General features: G+C 39.2%; 25 protein-coding genes and 1 pseudogene. 9 read left to right on the forward strand and 17 right to left on the reverse strand.

The window, feature by feature from the left end:
* Positions 1–18: 18 nt before the first annotated feature.
* From QUF78_RS27190 to QUF78_RS27230, 9 genes are all read right to left on the reverse strand, one after another.
* Positions 19–732, reverse strand: a complete 714-nt coding sequence (locus tag QUF78_RS27190; RefSeq protein ID WP_289327132.1) for a WbqC family protein — start codon at positions 730–732, stop codon at positions 19–21.
* Positions 733–1359 carry a PIG-L deacetylase family protein gene (locus QUF78_RS27195; protein ID WP_289327133.1) on the reverse strand — a complete coding sequence of 209 codons (627 nt, stop codon included), beginning with the start codon at positions 1357–1359 and terminating at the stop codon, positions 733–735.
* On the reverse strand, positions 1359–2336 hold the full coding sequence (locus tag QUF78_RS27200; protein ID WP_289327134.1) for a Gfo/Idh/MocA family protein: 978 nt from the start codon (positions 2334–2336) through the stop codon (positions 1359–1361). The genes QUF78_RS27195 and QUF78_RS27200 overlap by 1 nt, the downstream gene beginning before the upstream one ends.
* Positions 2326–3450: a DegT/DnrJ/EryC1/StrS family aminotransferase gene (locus QUF78_RS27205; protein WP_289327135.1), complete on the reverse strand. Its 1125-nt coding sequence runs from the start codon at positions 3448–3450 to the stop codon at positions 2326–2328. Before QUF78_RS27205 ends, QUF78_RS27200 begins: the two co-directional genes overlap by 11 nt.
* Before the next feature lie 106 nt (positions 3451–3556).
* A complete protein-coding gene (locus QUF78_RS27210) occupies positions 3557–4729 on the reverse strand; it encodes a glycosyltransferase family 4 protein (RefSeq protein ID WP_289327136.1) in 1173 nt (390 codons plus the stop codon).
* 189 nt (positions 4730–4918) lie between these two features.
* Positions 4919–5380, reverse strand: a complete 462-nt coding sequence (locus QUF78_RS27215) for a hypothetical protein (protein ID WP_289327137.1) — start codon at positions 5378–5380, stop codon at positions 4919–4921.
* 7 nt (positions 5381–5387) lie between these two features.
* Positions 5388–6503, reverse strand: coding sequence for a right-handed parallel beta-helix repeat-containing protein (locus QUF78_RS27220; RefSeq protein WP_289327138.1), 1116 nt, complete (start codon positions 6501–6503; stop codon positions 5388–5390).
* A 525-nt stretch (positions 6504–7028) separates the two neighbouring features.
* Positions 7029–7580 (reverse strand): hypothetical protein, encoded by a 552-nt coding sequence (locus QUF78_RS27225; protein ID WP_289327139.1) that lies wholly within the window; start codon positions 7578–7580, stop codon positions 7029–7031.
* A gap of 8 nt (positions 7581–7588) precedes the next feature.
* Positions 7589–8782: a ParM/StbA family protein gene (locus QUF78_RS27230; protein WP_289314210.1), complete on the reverse strand. Its 1194-nt coding sequence runs from the start codon at positions 8780–8782 to the stop codon at positions 7589–7591.
* A 500-nt stretch (positions 8783–9282) separates the two neighbouring features.
* Here QUF78_RS27230 and QUF78_RS27235 point away from each other — a divergent pair, with 500 nt between their 5' ends.
* Complete coding sequence (locus tag QUF78_RS27235) at positions 9283–9516, forward strand: hypothetical protein (RefSeq protein ID WP_289327415.1); 234 nt, start codon at positions 9283–9285, stop codon at positions 9514–9516.
* 16 nt (positions 9517–9532) lie between these two features.
* On the opposite strand, the pseudogene QUF78_RS27240 reads toward QUF78_RS27235, so the two are convergent.
* Positions 9533–9846, reverse strand: a pseudogene (locus QUF78_RS27240) (ParM/StbA family protein); the annotation flags it as partial.
* Positions 9847–10211: 365 nt separating this feature from the next.
* Between QUF78_RS27240 and QUF78_RS27245 the strand changes: the two are divergent.
* From QUF78_RS27245 to QUF78_RS27255, 3 genes are all read left to right on the forward strand, one after another.
* On the forward strand, positions 10212–11732 hold the full coding sequence (locus QUF78_RS27245) for an FAD-dependent oxidoreductase (RefSeq protein WP_289327140.1): 1521 nt from the start codon (positions 10212–10214) through the stop codon (positions 11730–11732).
* A gap of 112 nt (positions 11733–11844) precedes the next feature.
* Complete coding sequence (locus tag QUF78_RS27250; protein ID WP_034316239.1) at positions 11845–12039, forward strand: YwbE family protein; 195 nt, start codon at positions 11845–11847, stop codon at positions 12037–12039.
* A 139-nt stretch (positions 12040–12178) separates the two neighbouring features.
* Positions 12179–12838 (forward strand): SIMPL domain-containing protein, encoded by a 660-nt coding sequence (locus tag QUF78_RS27255; protein WP_289327141.1) that lies wholly within the window; start codon positions 12179–12181, stop codon positions 12836–12838.
* 374 nt (positions 12839–13212) lie between these two features.
* Here QUF78_RS27255 and purU read toward each other — a convergent pair whose 3' ends face one another.
* Positions 13213–14112, reverse strand: a complete 900-nt coding sequence (gene purU, locus QUF78_RS27260; RefSeq protein WP_289327416.1) for a formyltetrahydrofolate deformylase — start codon at positions 14110–14112, stop codon at positions 13213–13215.
* A gap of 696 nt (positions 14113–14808) precedes the next feature.
* Here purU and QUF78_RS27265 point away from each other — a divergent pair.
* Positions 14809–15561 (forward strand): hypothetical protein, encoded by a 753-nt coding sequence (locus QUF78_RS27265; RefSeq protein ID WP_289327142.1) that lies wholly within the window; start codon positions 14809–14811, stop codon positions 15559–15561.
* Positions 15562–16517: 956 nt separating this feature from the next.
* On the opposite strand, the gene QUF78_RS27270 is transcribed toward QUF78_RS27265, so the two are convergent.
* Both QUF78_RS27270 and QUF78_RS27925 read right to left on the reverse strand, forming a co-directional pair.
* Positions 16518–16838, reverse strand: coding sequence for a hypothetical protein (locus QUF78_RS27270; protein WP_289327143.1), 321 nt, complete (start codon positions 16836–16838; stop codon positions 16518–16520).
* Between the two features lie 43 nt (positions 16839–16881).
* Entirely contained in the window at positions 16882–17076 is a 195-nt protein-coding gene (locus tag QUF78_RS27925; RefSeq protein ID WP_353957648.1) for a DUF2599 domain-containing protein, read from the reverse strand.
* Between the two features lie 575 nt (positions 17077–17651).
* On the opposite strand from QUF78_RS27925, the gene QUF78_RS27275 reads away from it, so the two are divergent.
* From QUF78_RS27275 to QUF78_RS27290, 4 genes are all read left to right on the forward strand, one after another.
* On the forward strand, positions 17652–18431 hold the full coding sequence (locus tag QUF78_RS27275) for a transporter substrate-binding domain-containing protein (RefSeq protein ID WP_127777595.1): 780 nt from the start codon (positions 17652–17654) through the stop codon (positions 18429–18431).
* Positions 18432–18457: 26 nt separating this feature from the next.
* Positions 18458–19123, forward strand: a complete 666-nt coding sequence (locus tag QUF78_RS27280) for an amino acid ABC transporter permease (RefSeq protein ID WP_048685680.1) — start codon at positions 18458–18460, stop codon at positions 19121–19123.
* An 11-nt stretch (positions 19124–19134) separates the two neighbouring features.
* Positions 19135–19875 (forward strand): amino acid ABC transporter ATP-binding protein, encoded by a 741-nt coding sequence (locus QUF78_RS27285; RefSeq protein WP_289327144.1) that lies wholly within the window; start codon positions 19135–19137, stop codon positions 19873–19875.
* Positions 19876–20231: 356 nt separating this feature from the next.
* On the forward strand, positions 20232–21884 hold the full coding sequence (locus QUF78_RS27290) for a glutamine--tRNA ligase/YqeY domain fusion protein (protein ID WP_289327145.1): 1653 nt from the start codon (positions 20232–20234) through the stop codon (positions 21882–21884).
* A 64-nt stretch (positions 21885–21948) separates the two neighbouring features.
* On the opposite strand, the gene QUF78_RS27295 is transcribed toward QUF78_RS27290, so the two are convergent.
* From QUF78_RS27295 to QUF78_RS27310, 4 genes are all read right to left on the reverse strand, one after another.
* Positions 21949–22806, reverse strand: coding sequence for an STAS domain-containing protein (locus QUF78_RS27295; protein ID WP_289327146.1), 858 nt, complete (start codon positions 22804–22806; stop codon positions 21949–21951).
* Positions 22807–22825: 19 nt separating this feature from the next.
* Positions 22826–23785, reverse strand: a complete 960-nt coding sequence (msrB, locus tag QUF78_RS27300) for a peptide-methionine (R)-S-oxide reductase MsrB (protein WP_289327147.1) — start codon at positions 23783–23785, stop codon at positions 22826–22828.
* A gap of 158 nt (positions 23786–23943) precedes the next feature.
* A complete protein-coding gene (locus QUF78_RS27305; protein ID WP_289314197.1) occupies positions 23944–25128 on the reverse strand; it encodes a NupC/NupG family nucleoside CNT transporter in 1185 nt (394 codons plus the stop codon).
* A 265-nt stretch (positions 25129–25393) separates the two neighbouring features.
* On the reverse strand, positions 25394–25846 hold the full coding sequence (locus QUF78_RS27310; RefSeq protein WP_289327148.1) for a hypothetical protein: 453 nt from the start codon (positions 25844–25846) through the stop codon (positions 25394–25396).
* Positions 25847–25859 lie beyond the last annotated feature (13 nt).

The raw sequence follows: 25859 nt of genomic DNA on the forward strand, positions 1-25859 counted from the left end.
TAAATTTTGCTTTTCAGATTAGCCTAATCTATCGTCCATTAACGTTTCTTTTATTTGATCCGCTGGATAGTGCATGATCCAGTCAAGAATTGATAAATTTTTTACACATTCTTTCTCATTTTTCACATAATAGACAGGATGAATGAAATTTTGATATACGACTTCAATATCTTCTTTATGAAACAATTCTTCTTCCAAGTAATCCTTTCCGCTTTTTCCGCTTAAATAGCATGCACCGCCAGCTTGCTTAATTAAGCTGACTAATCTCTCAGTTTTTCCAAACGACGTTTTAAACTCAGTGGAAAGTTGTGTTTCTCCTTCATAGTTTAAATAATGTAAGATCAATTCAATTAAGTGAATATTTAAATCTACTAACAAAGCGTGTTCTTTTTGATATGCTTCTTCCAGCAGTGGGAAGAAATCTTGAAAGTGCCGAGTTTTTTTATAAACTTCCGAGATTTGCTTCAAATGGTTCCTTTTCCATTTTTGATTTGGGGAGTGATAACTGATTACTTTTTCATGTAACATTTCAGGTTTTTTTTGAAGTGGCACAGTTAGCCTTGACTCTTTTCCGTCAGCACCTAAAATATATGTTTTATTTTGAAAATTACTTGAAGAGTATTTCACATCCAATAGATATATAAATACATCCGATTGAAAAATCTTGTGAATCAATCCGATCCAAGGCAGGAAATTAGGCTGGTGAATTGTGACTATCTTCTGTTTTTCCACCTACAGAACCTCTATTGAAAAGATTAGTAGGAATGTTTCCGCGTATTTACAATTCACTTGGGAGCCCCTCCAACTACCGATATGCTCGGCATTAACTAAGTAATGCCCCATATAACCGGATAACTGTGATTGGAACAAGGTAATCATACGTTTTTTATCTTCCATAAACTCTGTAATATCACTATAAATATTCGGGTGAAATTGATTGGCGGCGATGTTATTATTTTGGTTAATTTGTTCAAATTCATATAGAGTAAACTGTTTTTTCCTAAAACAGCTTCTTACGACCTTAGATAATTTTTGATGATCTTGATGACTGTCATTCATCCAATGTGTGTAGACTTCGTCAGGATTGATCTTTTCAATGATTTCATCGAGCTCTTTTATTAATATATGCATAGGAATATCCTCAACGTTTTTACCCTCGCTATATTTAGAGAACTGTACCTCATATCCAAAATTCCTTGATGACTCCATAGCCTCTTGTTTTCTGACCTTGATATTCGAAGGGATGGAAAATATGATGTTGATAATGTAATGTCCTTGATTCAGTAGCTTACGAATGGTACCGCCCATACTGATTTCCGCATCATCTGGGTGCGCTGTTACTAGCAATATTTTTTTCATCATGTTCCTCCATTTAGTGCTTGTTCAATGATAGATATCACTTGAAGTGTTATGTTCTTTCGTTCTCTGTACGCTGTTTTATTTTTCATTAAAATATGTTCCGAAAATTCAGTAATTTCATAAAGCAAACTATTATCACTAATGGGGTTGCTTATTGTTTCTCTAATGTTATTACTGATACTGTGGTAACTAATTTTTCGAATATCGTATAATGAATGAAAACGCAACGTTCCGTTCTCTCCGTAAATTTCCGATATTGAATCATTCGTAAAATTAATTTTTGAAATCAACATGGTTATCTTATAATCTTTATATTCAAAAATGAGCGTACCGCCCAAATCAATATTTTTTACGATCATTTGTTTAAAATAAAAGCTGTTAACGGGAACACCGAATAATTGAATGGCTGCATAAATAGGATAAATGCCAATTGTCCTTAATGTGCCGCCACCATGATTTTTATCAAAAAGTGGAGCTTTTTCTCCTTTTAGTAAAGCCAAATACTGCTTGGAGTAGTTTTGATACTTTAGAGTTGCCCCATGAATTTTCCCTAACTTTTTAATGGCATTCTTTAAACTATGAAAGTTAGGTTCATAAATGGATCTTACTGCCTCAAACACAAAAACATTTTGTTTATCTGCAGCATCGAAAACTCGATTTGCTTGATCGGTTGTCATGAATGCCGTTTTTTCCACAATGACGTTCTTTCCATGCTCAATGGCCGCCATAGCTTGTTCATAATGGGAGGCATTTGGCGTAGCAATATAAACAGTATCCAGCTCCTCATCTTCAAAGACTTCATTCAGGGATCCATAAACTTTAGAAACTCCTTTTTCTTTTGCAAGCTCCTTGGCGAAATGGAATCTTCTCCCCCAAATTCCAATTACCTCTCCATTTGAACTTTCATTAATGGCATCGATCATTGCACAACTTATGGGACCTGAACCTACCACTCCAATCCTATTTTTAATTGCCATGTTCCACTGCCTGTTTACATTTCGCTACAATGTATTTCAGATCCTCATCGGATAAATCCAAGTGACATGGTAACGTGAAATGAGATTCACGAAATCTATCGGCATTCGGGAGAGAGGCAAGGGGATATTCCTCTAGCAATGTGGGTTGTAAATGTAACGGGACCCCATAACAATGCCCCGTGCTTATATGACCCTCTTTTAAATGCCTTTTAAATGTTTCGCATTGCTCTTTGCTTTTAGACATGACGATAATTTTATAAAATGAAGATTCATTGTGGTCAGATGAAGCTTGGAAGTAAAGACCGTGTTCTTGAAAAATATCTTTTAAATTCTCTTTATAGAAACGGAAGATTTCCTGCCTGACCTGGATCATCCCATAAGCTTCCTGAACTTGCAGATAACCAAGCAATGCATTAAATTCACTAAGAAGCATGTCACCGGATAATACTTGATTGACTGCACCATTTTCATTCCCATGGTGCCTTAACAACTCACAGTATTTGATTAAATCTATATCATCCGATGTAATGACACCGCCTGTGGCACTTGTAACAATTTTAGTGGGGTACATTGAGAAAACCCCAGCAAATCCAATTGTACCGGCTTTATATCCATTTATAGTGGCACCAAAAGCATGTGAAGCATCTTCGATTAGATAAAGATCATTCTCATCACAAAACTCTTTAATCTCAAAGATGTTATCAGGGATCTTTCCAGCAATATATGTAATTAGGACAACTTTCGTTTTAGGAGTCACGGCGTTCTTCAGGCTATTTAAATCCAAATTGAAATCCTCTAAATTAATATCACAAAGAACGACTCTTCCTTTCGCATTTTTCACCGCATATACTGGAGAAATAAACGTATTGCTTGGCATGATCACTTCTTTGTCTTCAACATCCAGATACTTTAATATAATTTCAATGGCTGCCGTTGCACTAGAAAGTGCGACAGCATACTTAGAATCACTGTATTGTCTGACGCTTTCTTCAAATTTCCGGGTAAAATCACCTAGAATTAATCTGCCAGAATCCAAAATGTGCTCAATGTTTTTAAGGTATTCCCATTTTACCCAACCTGTTATCACTGGCTTTGTATTTACGATATTCTCCATAGAACTCCATCCTTTTTCCAAAATTAGATCTTCAAGTTAAGTGAGAAGCAGACAAATATAAAATTCTTACTAACCCAATGTTCAAGAAAAACACATTCTTGAATATTCAATGATTAATAACGACCAATTCCGATAATGTTCTTTCTATTTTAGAAATCAATTTGGTTTTCTCATAATTCAGGGCTAACAGCTTTACATTTTCTTGCATTTTCATATGCATTTGTTTGTCTCTCTTCATTGCTTTTACATACTCTATCATTTTTGATATATCACTATATTCAAAACCATGGCCTGCGTGGTATTTTGTCATAACCTCATGTTGCCAGCCCTTATAGTTTATTAATGTTGGTTTTCCGGCGGCCCAAAAATCAAAAAGTTTATTTTGACTATTCCTATCCAATATTTCATTATTTCGGACAAAACACAGACCCATATGACATACGGCCATTAATAAGTACGCCTCTTTTTTAGATACCTGATCAAGGAAAATAACGTTGTTTAATTTTTTGCTTTCTTTCACTTGAATTAATCGCTCTTTTTCCCTTCCATCCCCAACAATTAGATAGACAATATCAGGGTCATCCGTCTTTTCGGCAAGCTGTAAAATATAATCGATATTATTGATAAATCCTAATGTACCCGCATATAAACAGATAAACTTCGCTTTCAAGTCCAATTTTTCCAATGCTCCTTCTTTATCTTCGGAACAAATCCGAGAAAAATAGTCTATATCCGCAAAGTTAGTAACCGTTGAAATCTTTTCCTGTTTAACTCCTTTTTTCAATAAATCTTCTTTCATTCCAGGCGAAAGCACGATGATTTTATCAGCTGCGGAATAAATCATGCTTTCTAGCTTCAATAACACTCTCTTTAACCATTTATTTCTTATGATTCCCAGCTCAATAGGTATATCTGGCCATAAATCCCTTACTTCAAACACAAATTTGCTGCGCTTTACCTTAGCAAGAAGCATACCTATTAACCCAATCGTCAATGGAGTCGAGGAAGCATAAACAACGTCTACCCCTTTTTCCTTCACCCCAATAAAGAAACTCTTATACATATAATGAATGAACGATAGTAATCTTTTCAGGTAACCATATTCTTGTTTATATTTAGTTTTGGTTGATATTATCTTTATTCCCCCACACGAATCTGTGGCATTTCCGGTGATGATGGTGACTTTATTATTTTTAGAAACTAAAAATTTGGCTATTTCATAAGATCGAGTACTTCCTTTATCGGTATTAAAATATTGATGCAAATAAAGAATTTTCACTTTATCACTTCCTTATACCCAGTGTGAATCAGTTGATTTACTGATGATTGCTTTCACCCAGATATCAAATGTAACATCGAATATAGTTGAACCCTGTCCCTTTTTTAGAATGGGTCGTTTTAATTTTGAAACCTACTAGATAGATAAACCTTATCGCCAATAAGCTAAAAAGGGCTTCACCATCTTGCATCATTGTTTTTTCCTCTCTTTAGGTTGGTTCCAGTCTAGGAGGGCTGAGATCGCAATCCAATTATCCAGGCGGTTGTGAACCGTTTTGTCTTGTACATGGATTTCACGTCCAACTTCGGTAAATATGTTATTCCTTTCAATCACGTTATTTTCCATGTTCAAAGTGGTAATGGCATAGTCATTTGTAGGGCTGCCATTATTATGGGACCCCCTGATACCAATGCCCGCTTGAATAAACTTTTCGTCGGATTTGTTAATGTGGTTAATGATGTTTCCTTGGAGTTTGGTGAACTTATTGGAACTAAGAATCGCAATCCCATTGTTGAAGCTATTTTCAATGGTATTGCCCTCAATAAGTGCATTTTTGGTCACATGGATACTGATGCCTCCCCATTCCTCGACATTAGCCTGGACATTATTCACATAATTGCCTTTAATCACGACCGTTTGCAGGAATCCCATTTCCGTTTCAGATATTCCCTACAATCTTGATGTTGCTGGGTGGATAAGCTGAGACACTTCCTCCCTTGTAATCCAATCCTCCGACAATGATTGGAAAACGCGTATTTAAGATGACATTATTCGTGAAGGAAACATTATGGCCTGAATGGGTGTCAATCCCTTCCCATGATGGGTTATTCGCCACCACATTCCCATCAATTACGATCGTGTCACTTCGCGGAAACTTTGATTGAGTCATGACATCTCCCGCTTTGTCTTTCCGGTGGCTAAAGGCCATGCCATAGCTTTGCTTGGTATTTCCCACTGTCTCCCCAGGTCCAAGATCTCTCACCGTCGTATGCCTTACAGTCACGTTACTAGCAGAATACCCTCCGATGCCTGCATATCCAATATCTTTTATGATCATTTTGTTTCTTTTTCTTGAATCAGACCCTTTGACAGTGACTCCATTTACGTGTTCTAAATAAATGCCATATCCCTCATACCCGGTGATTTGAACATCTTCGATCAGGATATTTTGAAGCCTCTCCAAATCGTTCGTAACCGAATAGACAGACACCAAATCAGCCGTGGATTTGGATTGATCGATTGCAGTTACCTCGATCCCCCTGTTCCGTGCCGAATAATGGTTCCTCGGTTCACCAGTTCGGGGATCTTCCGTCCGTCTTTTCCCATCGAGTATCAGGTTCTTGACACCAGTATGACTCACCATGATTTTTATGGTGACAGCATCGCTTGTGGGCTGGGTACACATTGTCGTGACGGGCCTATCATTCTCTACCGTCCCTTCTAAAGTTACCCCTTCCTTCATCACAATAAAGGCACTCGCCGTGAACTGGCCTTTTGACAAACGAACCGTTCCTCGTTTCCCATTCGATTCATCTTGCGGGTAGACTGAAACCCTCGTAATGGCCTTATTAAGGATTCTCCGGATCGTTGTGGTGGAAGAGTTTGCTTCTAGTGACAACGTTTGTTTTAACTTCCCGTTATTGTCCAATAACTGAATAGAAGTTCCCGTTGTGGGACCGCAGACCTCGTTTGCCCCGACGGTAGTTGACTGGAAGGAGAAGAACGCCATGATAAGCACGGTAAATATTCCTGTTATTTCATATAATTGTTTCATCTGAAAACTCCCATGTCTTTTATTCATTTTTCGACAGTTGTTTTACACATTCCATGAGCCGATATCAAGGAAACCATAGTCGGCCTAGAAAAAAGGGGGGGCATATCTAATGTTACATGGGAAGGAAGATGTCCATTTCTCAAAATCGACATAACATGTGCTAATCTTGGAACAGTTGCTTAAACGTACGGCTAATTCGACAATTTCCCCATACAAAAAAACCTTCAATCGAATATGGAATAAAGGGTTAAACCGGATTGTGATTGGGGAAAACAAACCTTCTTGCGTGGCTATTGAAAAGTGAATGGCCGGTTAATGCGTGCTTTATAAGGAATGTTCAGCGATTACGAGGGGGGACATCTGTCATTCAAAAGAAAAAGCCTTTCCCCGTTTGTTTACCGGGAAAAGGCTGCAGCTTAATATACTCTTTTTTATGTCTAGTTTAACGGGGTATGTATCATTCTTATAGCCCCCGCAAAAGAAAAAGGAGGATATCCAACTTATCGTCAAATATCCTCCTATAGTTCACTGGTTCATTTGATCAAGAAAATCACCCAGGAGATCGTCGAGATTTTCCTCTTCCTCTTTCGGTTCGGGTTCTTTCACTTGTTGTTCAGTTTCATCCAAACTATTCCAATCAAAGTCATCCAGGTCTTTCTTAGGCAGGTCTTCCTGGACCTCCCCAGCTTCCGTTTCTTCAGGCTCGGCCTGCATATACGATTCCTCATTCAATACATTGCCGTTCAAAGAGGCAAGCAAGGCCGTAGCGCGTAAAGGATCGGATAAAAGGTTGTACATAATCGTTCCGAGCATAGCTTCTGAGTGGGAATGCTTGAGCCAATCACGCTGAGATTTGCTTAGCTTGTTCGGCATGGGCAGGGCAATCATTTCCCGATCCTGATGGGTGGATTGCCCGACTCCATCGAGAACATACTCGGCAATTTTACTGGAAAAATTCCTTCTTTCCGTTTCCTTCAATTTCTGCAGCTGTCTTAACGTATAGTCTGATACATCCGAAGGGATACGAAAAGTGATGGCTTGCCCTCTTTTAATTTCAGAAGAAGCTGTTTTTTTCATTCTCTCACCTATTTAATGGAGCCCGATCTTTGTTCTTTCTTCTTTTGCTGGGACTGATTCTGTTCCTTTGCATTCCGGCGGTTAAAATCCGAAATCAATTTATAATAGGCGTTTGCCATCATCCAAACGCTTTCCCGCTCATCTTCGAAAAAGTCTATGTTATAGCCATCGAAATTTTGATTCAATGTTTTCAAGTAATCTTTCAGGACAATCGATCCCCCGCCTACAAAATAGCAGATTTCCGTTTGTGAATTTTTTTGCCATACGTTGCGCAGGTGGCGATATTGCTTTTTGGCCAGTTCTCCCAAAATACGGTCAACGATATCATGGACGCTTGTCCGGCTTCCGCGAACCATAATATGATTGCGATCATTTTTCTTCGTGATGATTTCAACGACATCGCGCCTGCTGTCCAACTCGACACCATGTTTCTTCCTGATTTCTTCGCGAATTGCTTCAAGAGCTTCAGCTACTCCTAAATTGAATCCTTGTGCCTTGTCATCGTCAACTTTACGATTTTTAATGACCGCGATATCTGTCGATAGACCACCGATATCCTGAATGAGGATTCTTCTATCTATTAATTCACGGTTAATGATATTCAAATCTTTATCCATGACCAAATTTATGTATGCTGCAAAGCCCTCTGGATAGACTTTTACTTCATCGAATTTGATATTAACTTTCAACCCTTGGTATTTAGGGGTAATTAAAAATTCCACCTGATGGACAGATCCGAGTAATTTCGACCGATACCCGACGTCTTTTCCTTCTTTAACCTCACGAAGAGGCAGGCCTGTTCCAAGTGTATAATTGGCTTCCACAACATTATTAACTTTTTTGAATGTATCATTGTTCCCCTGTTTGGCAGCGTCTAATGCCAGAGCCGCAAAAAGCATGACCAATGTTTGATCTTCTTCTGATTTGCTGCTTCCCAAATCCAATTCGGTAGGATTATCGCTTTTTGTCGCTAAGTTCCCAACGCGATAAATAGCATTATTATCTTGAAGGGCTGGTGAATGAACTCTGATATGAATCCCTTCCAATGGGTTTTTTTCATCAAGTTCCTCAATCCCGATAACTGGACGATCCTCTATGTCTTTTGCAATGACGTTCGGTATATAAAGTTCAGACTCTAGCTTTCCAAAAATAGCCTTGATAGCATCATTTCCTACGTCTATTGCTGCGATTCTAGAACTCATCTAAAAACATCCCCTTTTTAATAGAAAAAAATTTAAGTGAAGCCTTCCCTTTAAGAATAGGAAAAGTTTCCACGATAGTCAATCCTTCATAAGTTGTAGCTATATTTGTCGAATTGTTTTCAAATTGTTTACAATAGGAACAAATATGTATACACCTTATATATAGCAATGTGTACGTGGTTGCAAACATGTATACTCATTTGTGTACAATGTGTCTATTTTTGTTTACATGCATACGTATTTGTAAACAAACCAAATAATGTATTTTTTTCAATCTTTCTTCTTGCAAAAATTAGCGTATAAATAGCACTTTGGGTATGGTAATAAATGGACGATTCACTAACTGAACTGTATGGAGGTATTCAAATGAATGAAAAAATACAGATCTTCCCCGATTTCCGGACCCCTATTGGCGCAGTGCGTTAACTTTCCCTTCTTTTTCTAAACTAGATATAGATCTAACCACTGATATCTTAATAGTAGGCGGCGGAATTACTGTAATCACATCTGCTTATCTACTAGTTAAACAAGGTGTTAAAGTCACACTGATTGAAACAGGCGAAATCTTTACTGGAACGACAGGACACACTACAGCAAAAATCACGGTGCAGCACGGCTTGATTTACGACCAATTTATTACTGATCACAGTGAGGAATGGGCCAGACTATACTATATGAGGCCAACACTGAAGGAACGGAGCTATCAAAGGATTGATAGAAGAACATTCTATTGAATGTACAAGATGCTTATGTATACGCAAATACTAATGTTTGGTCCTCCTCTGATTTACTGCTCCCCAAATCTAGTTCTGTTGGGTTATCACTTTTTGTCGCTAAATTTCCGACACGATAAATGGCATTATCGTCTTGCAAGGCTGGTGAATGGACTCTAATATGTATCCCTTCCAAGGTTTTTTTACATCGAGTTCTTCGATTCCTATGACTGGCCGATTTTCATGTCTTTTGCAATGACATTTGGCATATATAGTTTTAGGCTCTAGCTTTCCATATATAGTTTTAATCGCATCATTTCCTACGTCTACTGCTGCGATTCTAGAACTCATCTAAAAACACCCCCTTTTTCATAGAAAAAATTAGGTGGAGCACTCTCGATAGAAGAGATTTCTATATTAGTCGATGCTTCATTAGCTGTAGCTTTATTTTCATTTGTCGAATTGTATTCATTTTTGTATACATTAGGAACAAGCATGTATACACCTTATATATAGCCATGTGTACGTATTTGTAAACATGTATACATATTTGTGTACAATGCATCTATTTTTGTTTACATGTATACATAATTGTAAACAAACCAAATAATGTAATTTTTTAATCTTTCTTCTTACAAAAATAAGCGTATAAATAGCGGATTTGGGTATGGTAATAAATGGACAATTCAACTAATGAACTGTATGGAGGTATTCAAATGACTGAAAAAAATACAGACCTTCCCCGATTTCCGGAACCGTATTGGCGCAGTGAGTTAACTTTCCCTTCTTTTTCTAAACTAGATACAGACTTAACAACTGATGTCTTAATAGTGGGCGGCGGAATTACCGGAATCACATCTGCTTATCTACTAGCTAAACAAGGGGTTAAAGTCACACTGATTGAAGCAGGCGAAATCCTTACTGGAACGACAGGACACACTACGGCAAAAATCACGGCTCAGCATGGCTTGATTTATGACCAGTTGATCACTGACCATGGTGTCGAGAAGGCCAAACTTTATTATGAAGCCAACGCAGATGGAATGAAGCTGATCAAAGACTTGGTAGAAGAACATTCGATTGATTGTAATTTGACTGAACAGGATGCCTATGTGTACGCAAATACGGAGGAATATAAAAGCAAAATTCAAAATGAATTGAAAGCCTATCAAAAACTCGGCATTCGCGGGGATTATGCGGAGAATATCCCTTTCTCCATTCCTTGTAAAGCTGCTGTGATAATGAAAGATCAAGCACAGTTTCATCCGTTAAAATACTTAACTGCCCTCATTTCAACCATTCTCGAGAGCGGTGGCACCATTTATGAACGGACAACGGCCATGAAGATCGAAGACGGCGATCCACCGACCGTTCAGACCGATACTGGACATACAATCAAAAGCAATCAGGTCATCGTTGCCTCCCACTTCCCCTTTAATGATGAAAAGGGCTTATACTTTGCCCGTGTTCATGTAAGTAGGTCCTATGTGCTTGGCATCAAGACTGAACAGGAGTATCCAGGCGGGATGTATTACAGTGCCGACAGCCCTAGCCGCTCCCTTCGCTATACCGAATTGGACAATGGGGAAAAACTTATACTTGTTGGCGGAGATGGCCATAAAACAGGCCAGGGAATCTCGACGATCGAGCATTATGAAGCACTGAAGGACTTCAGTGCCCAGTATTTCGATGTGAAAGACATTCCCTACCGCTGGTCGGCACAGGATATTGTGACACCAGATAATATCCCCTTCGTCGGTCCAGTGACATCCAATCAGCAAAACGTCCTGATAGCTACCGGCTATGCGAAATGGGGAATGACGAACGGATCGATTGCCGCCAAGATCTTAACTGACCGGATTTTACAAAGAGCTAACCGGTATGCAGAATTGTATGATCCTGCCCGTTTAAAAGGCGTGAAGAATATTCTTCAAGATAATGCTGATGTGGCGAAGCATCTGATCAAAGGCAAATTGGCTGTCAATCATAAAACGCCGGAAGACATAGGAATTGATGAAGGAGCAATCGTGAAGGTGAATGGAGACAAAGCTGGGTGTTACCGTGATCATGATGGCCAGCTTCATATCGTTGATTCCACATGTACACACATGGGGTGTGAAGTTGCCTGGAATAGCGGCGACCGTACTTGGGATTGCCCTTGCCATGGCTCCCGCTACTCCATCGCTGGTGAAGTGTTGAATGGCCCTGCTGTCGAACCATTGAAGAAAATTCGCTGACTGCCAATTTGTGATTTTATCTAATAGTCGACTGGGCCCGCCGTTTTCCTTATACTGAAGTTACTGCATAGTTGAATGGCTGCAAATAACTCTGAAAAGGATTGAATTGAACATGAACGGTAAAAACCGGAAAGATATTACCCCAGGTGCCTCTGTGGACATTGTACTTAAAGCAGATCAACGCACCGGAAAACTGACAAGCGGCACTGTAAAGGATATTTTAACCAACTCCAGCACCCACCCTCATGGTATTAAAGTAAGATTGACTGATGGCCAGGTGGGCAGGGTTCAAGTCATTCATAAGTAATGTGCACTCGGTCCAGGCCGAGTGTTTTTTTTGTGATTGTTCGATGAATTAATGACAAAGGGGATATTTCAATCATGTTTCCCGTTCATAATTCGTACAATAGGGGTGAGATTATCTCTTTAAAAAGGCTGGTGTCAAAATGAATCAAGAATACAATGCCCCCGAAAGGGATTATTACCGCAACGATGAACATACATTGAAGGTTTCCGGCTCAGATACGCTATCTGCCGCTCCGGATCAAGCCACAATCACCTTAGGAGTCATAACAGAGGATAAGGACCCGCAAAAGGCCCAGCAAGCCAATTCCCAAGCAATCGCAAATGTCATCGCATCACTTAAATCCGCAGGCATTCCCGAAGAGCAATTGAAAACGAGTGATTACAGAATCGATCCGCAATATGATTATATTGACGGAAAAGAATTATTCAAGAACTACAAAGTCCAGCACATCATACAAGCCCAAACGACCGACATCGAAAAAATAGGCAGCATAATCGACACGGCCGTCAGAAGCGGCGCCAATTCAATCACCAGCATCCGCTTCTCTTTATCCAATCCAGAAGCATACTATAACCAGGCACTTTCTCTCGCTTTAAAAAATGCATATGAAAAAGCACTCTCCATGGCTCGAACACTGGGAATCTCGTTGAACCCAGTCCCTAATAAGGTTGAAGAGCTATCCGAAACGGCAACCCCAATGCTTTATCAAACAAGTACCTTTTCAAAAATGGCGACTACCCCGATTCAGCCTGGTGAATTGAACATCACTGCCTCAGTAAGGGTGGAATACACATACTAGCACTCACTACATTCCATCCTAAAAACTCCCCTTGGCAAACCCAAAGGGGGATTCAGACTGTAGACGACAAATTAGAGAAAAACCAGTTTACTTTCAAAAAAGTTCCAGCTGATTTCAGAAATCCGCTCCCTTTCCGCCGACTGTCTGCCAAGCCTCCTCGCCGACAAGCGTCTCCTGGGTCTCGGCTAGCCAGTTATTCGGCAGGAGTGTCGCAAATTTCTTCAATCTATGAAGGTTTCATTCGTATAATCAAGTAAGAAGCATGACGGATAATTCAGTATTCTAATATAATCATGGTACAAGGATGGAGCATTCCGGCCCTCCTTTTGTCGCAAACGGAACCCCCCTTGGCAAACCAAAGGGGGCTCTTCACTTTAAAAGACTACCGTTTTATTTTCATGAACGAGGACGCGGTCCTCCAAATGCCATTTAACGGCACGTGCCAGCACTCTCCGTTCAGCTGAACGACCGATTTTCTTCATATCCCCTGCAGAATCACGATGACCCACACGTTCAATATCCTGCTCGATGATTGGACCTTCATCCAAATCATTCGTCACATAATGGGAAGTCGCCCCAATCAGCTTAACACCTCTGTCATAAGCTCTTTCATAAGGCCGGGCACCAATGAATGCAGGTAAAAATGAATGATGTATATTGATGATTTTGTTTGGATGGGCGGCAACAAAATCCGGCGTCAAAATCTGCATATACCTAGCCAGTACAATTAAGTCCACATTGAATTCTTCCAGAAGTCCAAGCTGTTTCGTCTCCACTTCCTTACGTATATCCTTATTTGCAGGAATATAATAAAACGGGATGCCCATCGATTCGACAATTTGCCTGGTATCTTCATGATTGCTGATGACTAGCGTAATATCAGCCAATAAATCCCCACTTTGCCACTCCCATAGCAATTCCAAAAGGCAATGCGGTTCCTTGGAAACGAAGATTGCCGTCCTCTTCAGATCACTCACATGGTTAAATGTCCATTGCATTGAAAATGCTGTCGAAACTTCCTGGAATGCCAGTTGCATATCGGCTGCCTTGTCCTTTAATCCTGGACAATCGAATTCAATCCTGGTGAAAAAGGTACCGCCCTCAGGATTCATCGAATATTGACTCAATTCAACAATATTTGCATCATATTCTTTTAGAAAGGCTGTAACTGTTGAAACAATTCCCGGCTGGTCCGGACATTTTATTATTAAACGGCCTCTATCTTGATTTTTCTCGCGAAACTCCTGTAACTGCTCTTGCACAAAGTTGCTCACCATTTTCCCAACTGCCCTTCTTCTATTTTGCTATATTATACTTCAATTCATGGCCAAAATTAAAGTCAGTCAATCAAATCGGGATTTTGTTGGTAGCCACGACGATCTGAAACATTCCACTATTATTACAACATACACAGATTACACAGTAGAAATAATTCAACGTATCTTATACAACACATTTGAAAATTTTTGCTTACAAGGATTTGTACCTTAATATCCTATCTATAACATCTTTCTCCTGTAAAAAAATTGGTGTTTATATTTAATAGAAATTAATAAAGGTTCCAATAATGAAATAAATTATTTATATATTGAAACTCTAAAAATCATTTCTTATGTTACGTTTGGGATGATTTTAGACAATATTAAAAAACTATCCAACCACTTGCTGGCAGCATTATTACAACATCTCTTATTCTGAGCTATACCTATTCCGGAAGCACAGTCGATATTATTCTTTCCAATTTAAACTGATTCGTATTTGACGTTAAAACAAAACAATGATGGAGTGGGGAAAATAAGATATGGCTACTTTAAAATTAAAAACTAAATGGCTGTATTCGTAAGAGATTCGAAATCACGTAATCTTTTGGTTGTTTCAGTATTAAAACATTTGATTTCAATTTTGAGAAATGCTTGTCTCTCTTTTCATTTAACATAGAATACACAAACTAAATGGAGGGAGAAATAACAATGATACAAAAAATGAAATCTTTACTATTTTTATCCTTGATTCTAGTTTTAGGACCCGCTCTACTTCCATCTCATGTATTTGCAGCTGAAGGTAACTCACCTGTAACGGAGGAAAAGCCAGTTGAAAGACAACCAACATCATTAGACCCGATTGAAATAAAGGAAATTAAATTTAAAATTAATAAAAATTTATCAGACGAACAAATCATTGATAGATTTGAAAAAATTAATTCAAAATATAATATAAATGAACCCTTTTCTTTGGAAGATACAGAGTTTATAAGAGCTTATGCTTCAAGTACAAACGAAACAGAGGACATTGCCGTCCAACCAACTAACTTAATTCAACCAATTTCACTGAAATTTGGTAATACAAATAGCCAATCTTTTAGTAAATCAAAATCAAAATATGGTGTTACTGTTAAATTCACTGGAAAAGTTTATACAAATATAAATGTATTAAATCATAGTTATCGAGGGAACCTTAAAGCTACGATTCCTGCTGGAAGTTCAAAAGTTAAAGGAATAAAAACTGCTGTAACAAATGTTGCTTATGGCGTACTGGGAAAAAGCGGAACTTACGTAGGCATAGTTTATAGTGGTTCCGCTCAAAGTAGCACAACCACAAAAAAAACATCGTGGGCAATGGATAAGACTGTAAAATATAGTGCAATTGCTGTAGTATACACATACACTGATGCTAATGTAGAAGTTAAAACAACTAGTGGGTCCTTCAACTTATATGCATTCTAAGGAGAAATAATATGAAAACCTTTAGTCCAATAGGAGCTTTAATAGCACTAGTTATAATATTTATAATTGGCTTTCTTCTTTTTAAAATTGTAAGAAAATTCAAAAAATAAGACAAAGTTTTAAATGCGACAAATTGGGATAAGCCGCTAGAGATTAAAAACTTTAATAGGGTAGGGTGAAATTAAAATGGATGTATCGTCTTCTTACTTTATATTTGGTTTAATAAACATGATTTTAATGGTTGTATCTATACCAGCCATCATATACGCTTTGTATTTATTACGTAAAATATCAAAAAAATAAAGAGAAAAAAGGAAGAGGCGTTTTTGCAGTTACTTTTCCTTTTTTGTTCACTTGTTTCCACAACCTGGACTTTTCTGGATTACTTATTTAGAAGTCAAATAGGGTAAACGTTTATGTAAATCAAACTCATCCCTTGGTTTTTATGCGTCGAACTCATCTAAGATCTATCCCTTAATTCATAGTTTAACCCCTAAAGAATATAGTACTGGAATAACTGTAAATAGACTATAAATCTAGAAAACGCTTAAATCGCCTACTCATTTGTTTCTTGGCTACGGCAAATGCAGTGGAGATCCAAATGATAAGGCAAGTTATTATGATATCGAAACAGTTAGGTTATTGAAAAGGATTGAGAGGGCAATACATGAATGAAACAATTGTGAATTGGTTTGATGTAGGATATCAAATTACCATATTCATATTATTGGTTGCTTTAATTTCTTTCATTGTCTATTTGGTAAAAAGAAAAAAGCGTAATAAAAAATCCAACTTTTAATATCCAAGTTTAGAGATGTAGTGGCGGAAATTTCGTAAATCAAAGTGAATGAAGGTCTAAAAGCCCCCCTTCTCTAACAGGGGGAGTAATCGTAAAAAGAACTAATATGATATTGAAACGAGGTATCTCAGTTTAGAGATGCTTTTTTATTTATTATTTATTTTTTTTCACCTAGACTTGCCGCTAGAGATAAAAAGATATAAGGGAACGCCAATAAAATTAAATCCGTAAATCCATAGCCAATAAACACTAAGTTATAATCTGGATGTTCATCCATATAATAACCGGTTCCCGCCATATAAAATCCAACAATCAAATAAGTAATGAAAGATATAGTTAAAGTACTTATAGTTAGAGCGTTTAATTTTATAGTAACTACAATTAACGTAAAGTAAACTAAATAGACAATCCCTAAAATAATTAACAGTAAAAAAATATAACCTGGATCAAATATCGCTTGATTCGAACTGCTAAACATATGAAATCACCTCTTATTTCAAATAAAAATTAATGTAGCCCTACTACTTTGGGTTACATTTGTTTTTATAGGTTAATACTAGCGATAAATCTGGACGCCAAGGTTCTAAGTTCCAAGGTGACTTGTAAATTGTTAATGGATTTACAGCATGACAAATGAATTGATCTTTAATTCTTCCTTCTTTTGAACTTGATACATGGGATTTAAATGAAGCATCAGCTTTTAATTCAGCCCACATATCTTTTATTAATGAAGATTGAATTGTAATAATTTAATCGTATATAAAAGTAAATTGTTTAAAGTTCCAACATTGGAACAATGGGTTTCATTTTTGAGTAAATAAAGAGAAAGTGATGATATGAAATGAGGGTCTTTTATTTCAAGAGTCACTAGTTCTACTTTAGTAACTCTTGCAAAATCAAATGGAGTTTCCATTTTATAAAGCTATCCTCTATTCATATTTCATAGGTTTTACTCGCGGAAAAGTCGGCCTGATCACGGTCGACTTTTTTATATGGAAATGGAAGTGACCTAGTTATGAGGATGAAAAGATACCAGTAGTTCTCATCCTCTATTAATAGGCACTATCATTCTTCCAATAAATAACTGGGGAATTTAAAGGAAATGAAGGCAAAGGCCGAGAACCTTTATGAAACGCATAGTGAAGGGGGATTCTTGAATGAAATGTCGGTATGATCTGGACTACCTTTTTTATTTCAGTTTTATTTTCCCTAGTTAATAAGGTTATTCACTGCCTCATAAGGGTATAGACCATTCTATTAGTTTTTTTTCAAAGGGGGAAATGAAATTATCATGAAATCATCAGTTACATTCATTGTATCCATTCTGGCTGTTCTTGGTCTTCTGTCCGGCTGTGCTGAAAAGGACCAGCTGGAGGACGGGAGTAAGCTGATCAATGAGGACCAGTTTGTTTTCGCTGCCTCAGGTGAATTCAAGCCATTCAGTTATGTCAATGATGACATGACCGTAACCGGGTTCGATATTGAAGTTGGCGATGCCATTGCAAAGGAACTCGACCTAGAGCCAGTGCCTAAACGGATAAAGTTCAAAGGTATCGTGGAAGGTGTTAAAACCGGTCGGGCAGATGCCGCGGTTGCCAGTCATACAATCAATGAACAACGAAGTAAACATGTTGCCTTCTCGACCCCATATTACTACTCAGGTCCTCAAATTTTCGTCCGTTCGGATAGTGATATTAAAACGGTTGAAGATTTAAAAGGTAAGGAAGTTGCGGCTTCTAAAGGCTCTACGTACGCAACCACAGCAGAAAAATATACAACCAATGTAAAAACCTACGATAGTGATATCACCGCCCTGAAAGCATTGAGCGGAGGACGTCATGATGCCGTCATCACCGACTTCGTAACCGGCAAGGAAGCGACCAAGGAAGGTTTCGACATCGAAGGAAGGCAATTGATCGAACGAAGCGAGCAGGCCATCGTACTGCCTAACGACAACCCTCAGCTGCTTGCACGCATCAACGAAGCTCTTGAAAACCTCCGTGAAGATGGAACGCTTGCTGAAATCAGCAAAAAATACTTTGGTGAGGACATCACAACTAAGCCTGAATAAAGATTGATAGAAAGGGAGTCATTACATTGCCAAGTTTTTCACATTTTTTTGATACATTATTTAGCTCATCGGACGTATTCATCCGAGCCATGCTCCTCACATTGGAACTGACGGTAGTCTCCATATTGGTAGGTATCGTCATCGGTTTGCTATTTGCACTTTTAAAAATATCCAATATAAAAATTCTTGCATGGATTTCAGATACATATGTATTCCTGGTACGTGGAACACCTTTAATCGTACAGATATTCATACTCTATTTCGGTATCAGCAACCTCTTCTTACTGCCTGACTTCTGGGCGGCGTCACTTGCCCTAGCCTTCCATAATGGGGCTTATATCTCAGAAATCCTACGTGGTACGATTCAATCCATCGACAAAGGCCAAATGGAGGCCGGACGCTCCCTTGGCATGAGCAATTCGCTCACATTAAGAAGAATCATCTTACCTCAAGCCTTCCGTCGTGCATTGCCGCCGCTAGGCAACCAATTCATCATCGGACTGAAAGATTCATCACTGGCAGCCTTCATATCCATGAATGAGCTGTTTAATGTTGCCACCACGTTAGGCTCTAATAATTTCGATGAGATGACTTATTTATTGATTGTAGCGGTCTACTACTTGATTCTTGTGGCATTCCTGACCATTATCGTCAATTTATTCGAAAAGAAACTGTCCATTAGTGATCGATAGGGGGAATTGAAATGGAACAAAAAGAAATGATTCGCATTAGGAACTTAAATAAATCGTATGGAGACCTACATGTACTCAAAGATATTGATATGAAGGTATTGGATAGCGATGTTGTCTGTCTGATTGGACCAAGCGGTTCCGGAAAAAGCACACTTCTCCGCTGTTTGAATTATTTGGAGAAGAAAGACAGCGGGCAAATCCTTATTGAAGGAACGGAAGTCAATCCGGGTACCCATGATATTAATAAAATCCGTGAGAAAGTCGGAATGGTTTTTCAGCATTTCTATCTCTTCCCTCATATGACCGTACTTGAAAATGTCATTGAAGCACCTACTCACGTCAAAAAGATCCCAAAGGCCCAGGCGATTGAAGAAGCAAAAGCATTGCTTGCCAAAGTCGGCTTATCAGATAAAGCGGATGTTTATCCAAGCAAGCTCTCAGGTGGGCAGAAACAGCGTGTTGCCATAGCCCGCGCCCTTGCCATGAAACCTGATATCCTACTCTTTGATGAGCCAACCTCGGCTCTTGATCCCGAACTTGTCGGGGAGGTTCTTGCTACGATGAAGGAACTTGCCTTGGAAGGGATGACAATGGTAGTCGTTACACATGAAATGAGCTTTGCACGTGAGGTTGGGGATTGGATTGTCTTCATGCACAATGGGAGGGTTGTCGAAAGCGGCCCGCCAAAAGAATTCTTCACCAATCCAAAAGAAGAGCGTACAAAAGAATTCTTGCAAACGACAGTCTTTTGATTTGAATTCTAAAATCTATCTAATAGCGAGAGCAATTCGTCGTCTTCACGGATAATCTGTCCTAGAGCGTGGACAATCATTATAAGCAATACAGGCATGATTCCTGTATTGCTTATTTTGCATATAAAAACCGTTCTTGTTTTCTATAATTGCCAGTTAGGTAGTTTGCCCATTTATATGTTCAAGGTTTCTGGGATATTTTCGATCTGACTGTACAAACTATATACTTGATGAATTGTTTCAGAACGTATCCCAAAAACCCTGATTCCGGCTCGAACATGGAAAAATATCTGTATTTATGGTATATATACAGGTAAAATTAAAAGAAGTATATAAATGAAAGAGGTCGAATTCAGTTGGAAAATAACTCTTCGAATTTTATTAAAAATATTATAAAAGATGATCTAGAGTCCGGAAAACATGATCATGTCATCACCCGCTTCCCTCCTGAACCAAATGGGTATTTACATATCGGGCACGCCAAATCAATCATTTTGAATTTTGGGGTGGCTGATGATTTCAATGGGAAAACAAACCTTCGTTTTGATGATACGAATCCATTGAAAGAGGATATTGAGTTTGTCAATTCCATTAAGGAAGATGTAAAATGGCTCGGTTATGACTGGGATAACCTGTTCTTCGCTTCCGACTATTTCGATGAAATGTATAAAAGAGCAGTGCTGCTCATCAATAAAGGACTGGCATATGTGGACGACCTTAATGCCGACCAAATTCGTGAATATCGCGGAACGCTTACCGAGCCGGGGAAGGATAGCCCCTACCGCAATAGAACCGTCGAGGAAAACCTTGAACTATTTGAAAAGATGCGCAGCGGTGAATTCGGGAACGGCACAAAAGTATTGCGTGCAAAAATCGATATGAGCTCGCCTAACATTAATTTGCGCGATCCCGTCATATACCGTATTTCCCATACGGAACACCATAATACCGGCAACAAATGGTGCATCTATCCGATGTATGCCTTTGCCCACCCAATTGAAGATGCCATCGAGGGAGTCACCCACTCCATTTGTACGCTTGAGTTCGAAGATCAACGCCCTCTTTATGACTGGATCGTTGAAAACTGTGAAATGGACAGCAAACCAAAACAATATGAATTTGGCCGTCTTAACCTGACCAATACAGTAATGAGCAAGCGAAAACTGAAGCAGCTTGTGGATGAGGGCTTCGTGGACGGCTGGGACGACCCACGGATGCCTACCGTTTCAGGCCTACGTAGACGCGGGTATACACCCGAAGCGATTCGTGCGTTCTGCCAAGAGATAGGTGTCGCAAAAACAAGCGGTGTCGTAGACTCTCAAATGCTGGACCATTTCGTACGGGAAGACTTAAAGTTGAAGGCTCCACGGACCATGGCTATCCTAAACCCGCTTAAAGTGGTCATCACCAACTATCCGGAAGGTGAGATTGAATGGCTGGATGCTGAGGTCAATCCGGAAGTTCCGGAAATGGGTACACGACAAATTCCGTTTTCACGTGAAATATATATCGAACAGGACGATTTCATGGAAAACCCGCCGAAAAAGTATTTCCGTCTTTTCCCGGGCAATGAAGTCCGTTTGAAACATGCTTATTTCATTAAATGTGAAGAAGTGATAAAAGACGAAGCCGGTAACGTTATTGAACTTCGCTGCACATATGACATTGAAACGAAGAGCGGATCGGGTTTCACTGGCCGTAAAGTAAAAGGGACATTGCACTGGGTCGAAGCTTCACAAGCCGTTTCAGCAGAATTCCGCAACTTCCAGCCTTTAATTTTGGATAAGGAAACTGATGAAGAAGAAGAAAAATCATTCTTGGAGCGGGTAAACCCTGATTCCATGGGAATTTTACAAGGATTTGTCGAGCCCAACATGAAAGATGTTAAGCCTCAGGAAAAATTCCAATTCTTCAGGCATGGCTATTACAATGTTGATTCAAAACTCACTACTGCCAATCACTTGGTTTTCAACCAAATTGTTGGTTTGAAAAGTTCCTTCAAGTTATAGAATCACTGAAAAGAACCAGATTCCTAGCGGGATCTGGTTCTTTTTCACTCTCTGCACCTTTATATCATTTTCTCTCGTAAAGTTTGATCCCTTGCTTGGAAAGAGCTTGTTTAAGAGTACTATGTGTCGAAACCTGACTAAAATCAAGACCTAACTGAATCGATGTCTGGGCCACTTCAGGACGAATGCCGGAAATGGTCGATTGAATGCCTAATAGGTTCAGGGTGCTTATCAATTGATAGATCTGTTGGGCAACCATCGTATCTAAAATGGAGACTCCCGATAAATCGATGAATAAGTGAGAAATATTTTTGATAATGCATTTGCTTGGAGTCGTATCCAATATTCCCTTTGCCCGGTAGGTATCGATATCACCGATTAACGGCAATACCGCAATGGCATCAATAATGGGAATGACAGGTGCGCCCAGTTCATTAATCAGATCCTGTTGAGCTAATAATCGTTCTTTTGTCAAAAGATAATACTGCTCAGTGAACTCACGGTTCAATTGATCGAATGCACGATTAATAAGCCGGCTCCAACGGATGATCGTCGCCTTCGTGATTCCCGTATCATCCTTTAGCATATAATCAGTGATAAAGCCCCAATATGCTTCCCGCACCTTATTAAGTGCTTCCAACACTTCGTAAATGGGTGTGTCCGATTCAACCCTGCTTTTCGCAACAAGTGTGGCCCACTGTTCCATTGTTTCGATGAAAACAGTTTTATCTTCATGTAAAGCACTGGTCACTGTTTTGATGGTCAATGTATTCTGTTCCCTAAGAAGCTTTTCGATTTCCTCATTAGAGTCCATTGAATAGATGGAACCAAACTGCTTTTCCCTTAAAGCTAGCCAGTTTTCTGTAATATTGGAAGAATTATCAAGGATGTATCGATATAACTTTTCATCTATTTTATCCATTTGCGTTCCCCTCAACTAGTTATTTCATTTTAAAGAGTAATAATAAGTCTCCATATCCCTCTCTCTCCATATCATTTCTAGAAATGAAGCGGAGGGCGGAAGAGTTTATGCAATATCTCGTGCCTTTAGAACCGGGGCCATCAGGAAAAACATGTCCAAGGTGTGAATCTGCGTCCCTGCTGCGCACCTCGGTCCGGGTCATTCGGTGGCTGAGATCCATTTTTTCATTGACACTTGCCGACATGATTGGCTTCGTGAAGCTCGGCCATCCACAACCGCTATCATACTTATCCCGCGAACTGAATAGGGGCTCCCCAGAAACGACATCCACATAAATCCCTTCTTCAAAGTGATCCCAATAGGCATTATCGAAAGGCGGCTCCGTGCCATTTACCTGGGTGACATGAAACTGAATTTCGGTTAAGGTCTTTCTAAGGTGTGCATTATCCTTAGGCCAATTTTCTTTTATGAAAGTATCCCGTCCCGAGCCTTTACGATACAATGCATAGCGAAATTGATTTTTCCGATAGAATTCTTGATGGTATTCCTCAGCCGCGTAAAATTTCCCCGAGGGTAGAATACCCGTTACAATAGGTTCCTTAAACCGCCCACTCATCATTAAATCTTCCTTCGATTGCTCTGCTTCCTGTTTCTGACGTTCATTAAGATAGAAAATGGCTGCCTTGTATTGCTTTCCCCTATCCGAGAACTGTCCTCCGTCATCCGTTGGATCGATTTGCTGCCAAAATAGCTCCAATAACGCTTTATAGGGAATGATCGATGGATCGAATTCCACTTGAACCGCTTCAACATGATCAGTCGAACCGGTAATCACTTGTTTATAACTAGGCGCGGCAAAATTACCGCCCGTATAACCCGATGTCACTTTAATTATCCCATCCATTTCATCAAAGGGAGCGACCATGCACCAAAAACAACCTCCTGCAAAGATAGCTGTTTCTATTCCACCAATCGTCATCCTAAAACTCCCCTTTCTCATTTGTCATTTTATGTATTATATACCAGTAAGCCAAACACCTTCAAATTCAAAAACCATTGTTTTAATCTTTGCTACATAAATATAAAAGAGGCACTTAGGAGTAAACCCAAGTGCCTCTTTTATATTAGATCCGTTAATTAAAGTATCACACTTACGATGATCGCTGATAGGATGCTGACAAGTGTCGCACCGTATAGCAGCTTCAAGCCGAAACGGGCCACAACATTTCCTTGTTTTTCATGAAGTCCTTTGACTGCACCTGCAATGATTCCAATAGATGAAAAATTAGCGAATGAAACCAAGAAAACTGAAACGATCCCTATTGTCCTATCGCTCAAGGCTGCTGATGCGTCCCCTAAGCTCAGCATGGCAACGAATTCATTTGTTACTAACTTCGTCGCCATGATTCCGCCTGCAGTAACTGTTTCTGAAATTGGTATCCCCATGATAAAGGCAAACGGGGCAAAAATATACCCCAAGATGTCTTGGAAGCTGATGCCGAAGATCATGTCGAATACACTGTTGATTCCTGCAATTAATGCAACGAAACCAATTAACATCGCGGCTACAGTGATAGCAACCTTAAATCCATCCATGATATATTCCCCAAGCATTTCGAAAAACGACTGCTTCTCTGCCCCTTCTTCAATAGGGAGAATATCATCTTCATCCGTTACCGTATAAGGATTGATAATGGATGCAATGATAAATCCACCAAACATGTTAATAACAATAGCCGTCACAACATACTTTGGTTCAATCATCGTCATATAAGCACCGACTATCGACATCGATACGGTTGACATGGCTGACGCACAAAGCGTATACATGCGAGATGGCGGAATGGCACCAAGTTGTTTTTTCAAGGTTATGAAAACCTCGGATTGGCCCACTATTGCTGACGCTACCGCATTGTAAGATTCCAATTTACCCATCCCATTCACTTTACTTAGCAAAAATCCAATCCACTTCATGATGAACGGAAGGATCTTGAAGTGCTGTAAAATCCCAATTAATGCCGAGATGAATACGATAGGAAGAAGGACATTTAAAAAGAAGGGCGATGCTCCTTCGTTTACAATCCCGCCAAATACAAAGGTGATCCCTTCATTTGCCCATTCTAAAAGTTTTCCGAACCCATCGGCAATCGAATTGATGATCACTAAACCGAACTTCGTATTTAATAATAGATAAGTTAAAATAAGCTGCATGATCACCATGAGGATGATCGGTTTAATTTTAACTTTCTTCCTGTCACTGCTGGCTAAGATAGCTAGTCCAAAAACAATAAGCAGTCCTAAAATTGCAATCAGAAATTTCATATATTCTGCCTCCACTAAGGGTGAATTTAATGTTCGTGCATTAATAGTAGGATACCCTCAAAAAATTTATGCAAACGTTTTCTCTTTTATCCAAAATACATGTACGTACCTCTCCAGAAGTCTATATTAAACTAATATTTTTTTTTGTGCAATTATTATTTCCCTTTTTAAAATAACAATTAGTGACAGTAATGGGTTTCGTGAATTAAAAAAGAAGGCTCCCCTTCGAAAGGAACCTTCTCTTTCCTAAAATAATATCGATTTTTTAGGCTGCTGTTTTTCTGGACATCATCGATGTAACCAATCCTGTGCTTCCAATTACAAAGATGATGATTGATGCAGCAAGCCCGCCTACCCCTTGATAAAAATTGATGAATTTACCTGCAAAAGAATCTCTGCCTTGGAAACCGCCACCACTTGGCATCTCCCCCGGAGTTCCAGAACCATTAGGCCCGTCCGCCATACTGCTCTGTGTATCATTTGGTGTTGTTTCCGCAGTTGAATCATCGGTTGCAGCAGTACTGCTCTTCGATGATTCTCCCGTTGCATCAGATTCAGTTGTGTTGCGGTCAACAGGCCGATCCATCATCGCTTGACCATTCATGGGTTCATTGCCGCTGCCATTCACATACATCATGATCCCGATGACTGCTTGAGCCATCAAAAGGACCGAAGCCAATATTCCTACCAAAAAGTGTAACTTACCAAGTCTATTCATCATGAATTCTCCT

It is taken from the genome of Peribacillus sp. ACCC06369 (assembly GCF_030348945.1).
Taxonomy (GTDB): domain Bacteria; phylum Bacillota; class Bacilli; order Bacillales; family DSM-1321; genus Peribacillus.

Coding starts and splice junctions, on each gene's coding strand:
- QUF78_RS27195 (WP_289327133.1), bottom strand. CDS start 1,359: ATGAAAAAAATATTGCTAGTAACAGCGCACCCAGATGATGCGGAAATC.
- QUF78_RS27200 (WP_289327134.1), bottom strand. CDS start 2,336: ATGGCAATTAAAAATAGGATTGGAGTGGTAGGTTCAGGTCCCATAAGT.
- QUF78_RS27205 (WP_289327135.1), bottom strand. CDS start 3,450: ATGGAGAATATCGTAAATACAAAGCCAGTGATAACAGGTTGGGTAAAA.
- QUF78_RS27215 (WP_289327137.1), bottom strand. CDS start 5,380: ATGGGATTCCTGCAAACGGTCGTGATTAAAGGCAATTATGTGAATAAT.
- QUF78_RS27220 (WP_289327138.1), bottom strand. CDS start 6,503: ATGAAACAATTATATGAAATAACAGGAATATTTACCGTGCTTATCATG.
- QUF78_RS27225 (WP_289327139.1), bottom strand. CDS start 7,580: ATGAAAAAAACAGCTTCTTCTGAAATTAAAAGAGGGCAAGCCATCACT.
- QUF78_RS27230 (WP_289314210.1), bottom strand. CDS start 8,782: ATGAGTTCTAGAATCGCAGCAATAGACGTAGGAAATGATGCTATCAAG.
- QUF78_RS27245 (WP_289327140.1), top strand. CDS start 10,212: ATGACTGAAAAAAATACAGACCTTCCCCGATTTCCGGAACCGTATTGG.
- QUF78_RS27250 (WP_034316239.1), top strand. CDS start 11,845: ATGAACGGTAAAAACCGGAAAGATATTACCCCAGGTGCCTCTGTGGAC.
- QUF78_RS27255 (WP_289327141.1), top strand. CDS start 12,179: ATGAATCAAGAATACAATGCCCCCGAAAGGGATTATTACCGCAACGAT.
- QUF78_RS27265 (WP_289327142.1), top strand. CDS start 14,809: ATGATACAAAAAATGAAATCTTTACTATTTTTATCCTTGATTCTAGTT.
- QUF78_RS27270 (WP_289327143.1), bottom strand. CDS start 16,838: ATGTTTAGCAGTTCGAATCAAGCGATATTTGATCCAGGTTATATTTTT.
- QUF78_RS27925 (WP_353957648.1), bottom strand. CDS start 17,076: ATGTGGGCTGAATTAAAAGCTGATGCTTCATTTAAATCCCATGTATCA.
- QUF78_RS27275 (WP_127777595.1), top strand. CDS start 17,652: ATGAAATCATCAGTTACATTCATTGTATCCATTCTGGCTGTTCTTGGT.
- QUF78_RS27285 (WP_289327144.1), top strand. CDS start 19,135: ATGGAACAAAAAGAAATGATTCGCATTAGGAACTTAAATAAATCGTAT.
- QUF78_RS27295 (WP_289327146.1), bottom strand. CDS start 22,806: ATGGATAAAATAGATGAAAAGTTATATCGATACATCCTTGATAATTCT.
- msrB (WP_289327147.1), bottom strand. CDS start 23,785: ATGACGATTGGTGGAATAGAAACAGCTATCTTTGCAGGAGGTTGTTTT.
- QUF78_RS27305 (WP_289314197.1), bottom strand. CDS start 25,128: ATGAAATTTCTGATTGCAATTTTAGGACTGCTTATTGTTTTTGGACTA.
- QUF78_RS27310 (WP_289327148.1), bottom strand. CDS start 25,846: ATGAATAGACTTGGTAAGTTACACTTTTTGGTAGGAATATTGGCTTCG.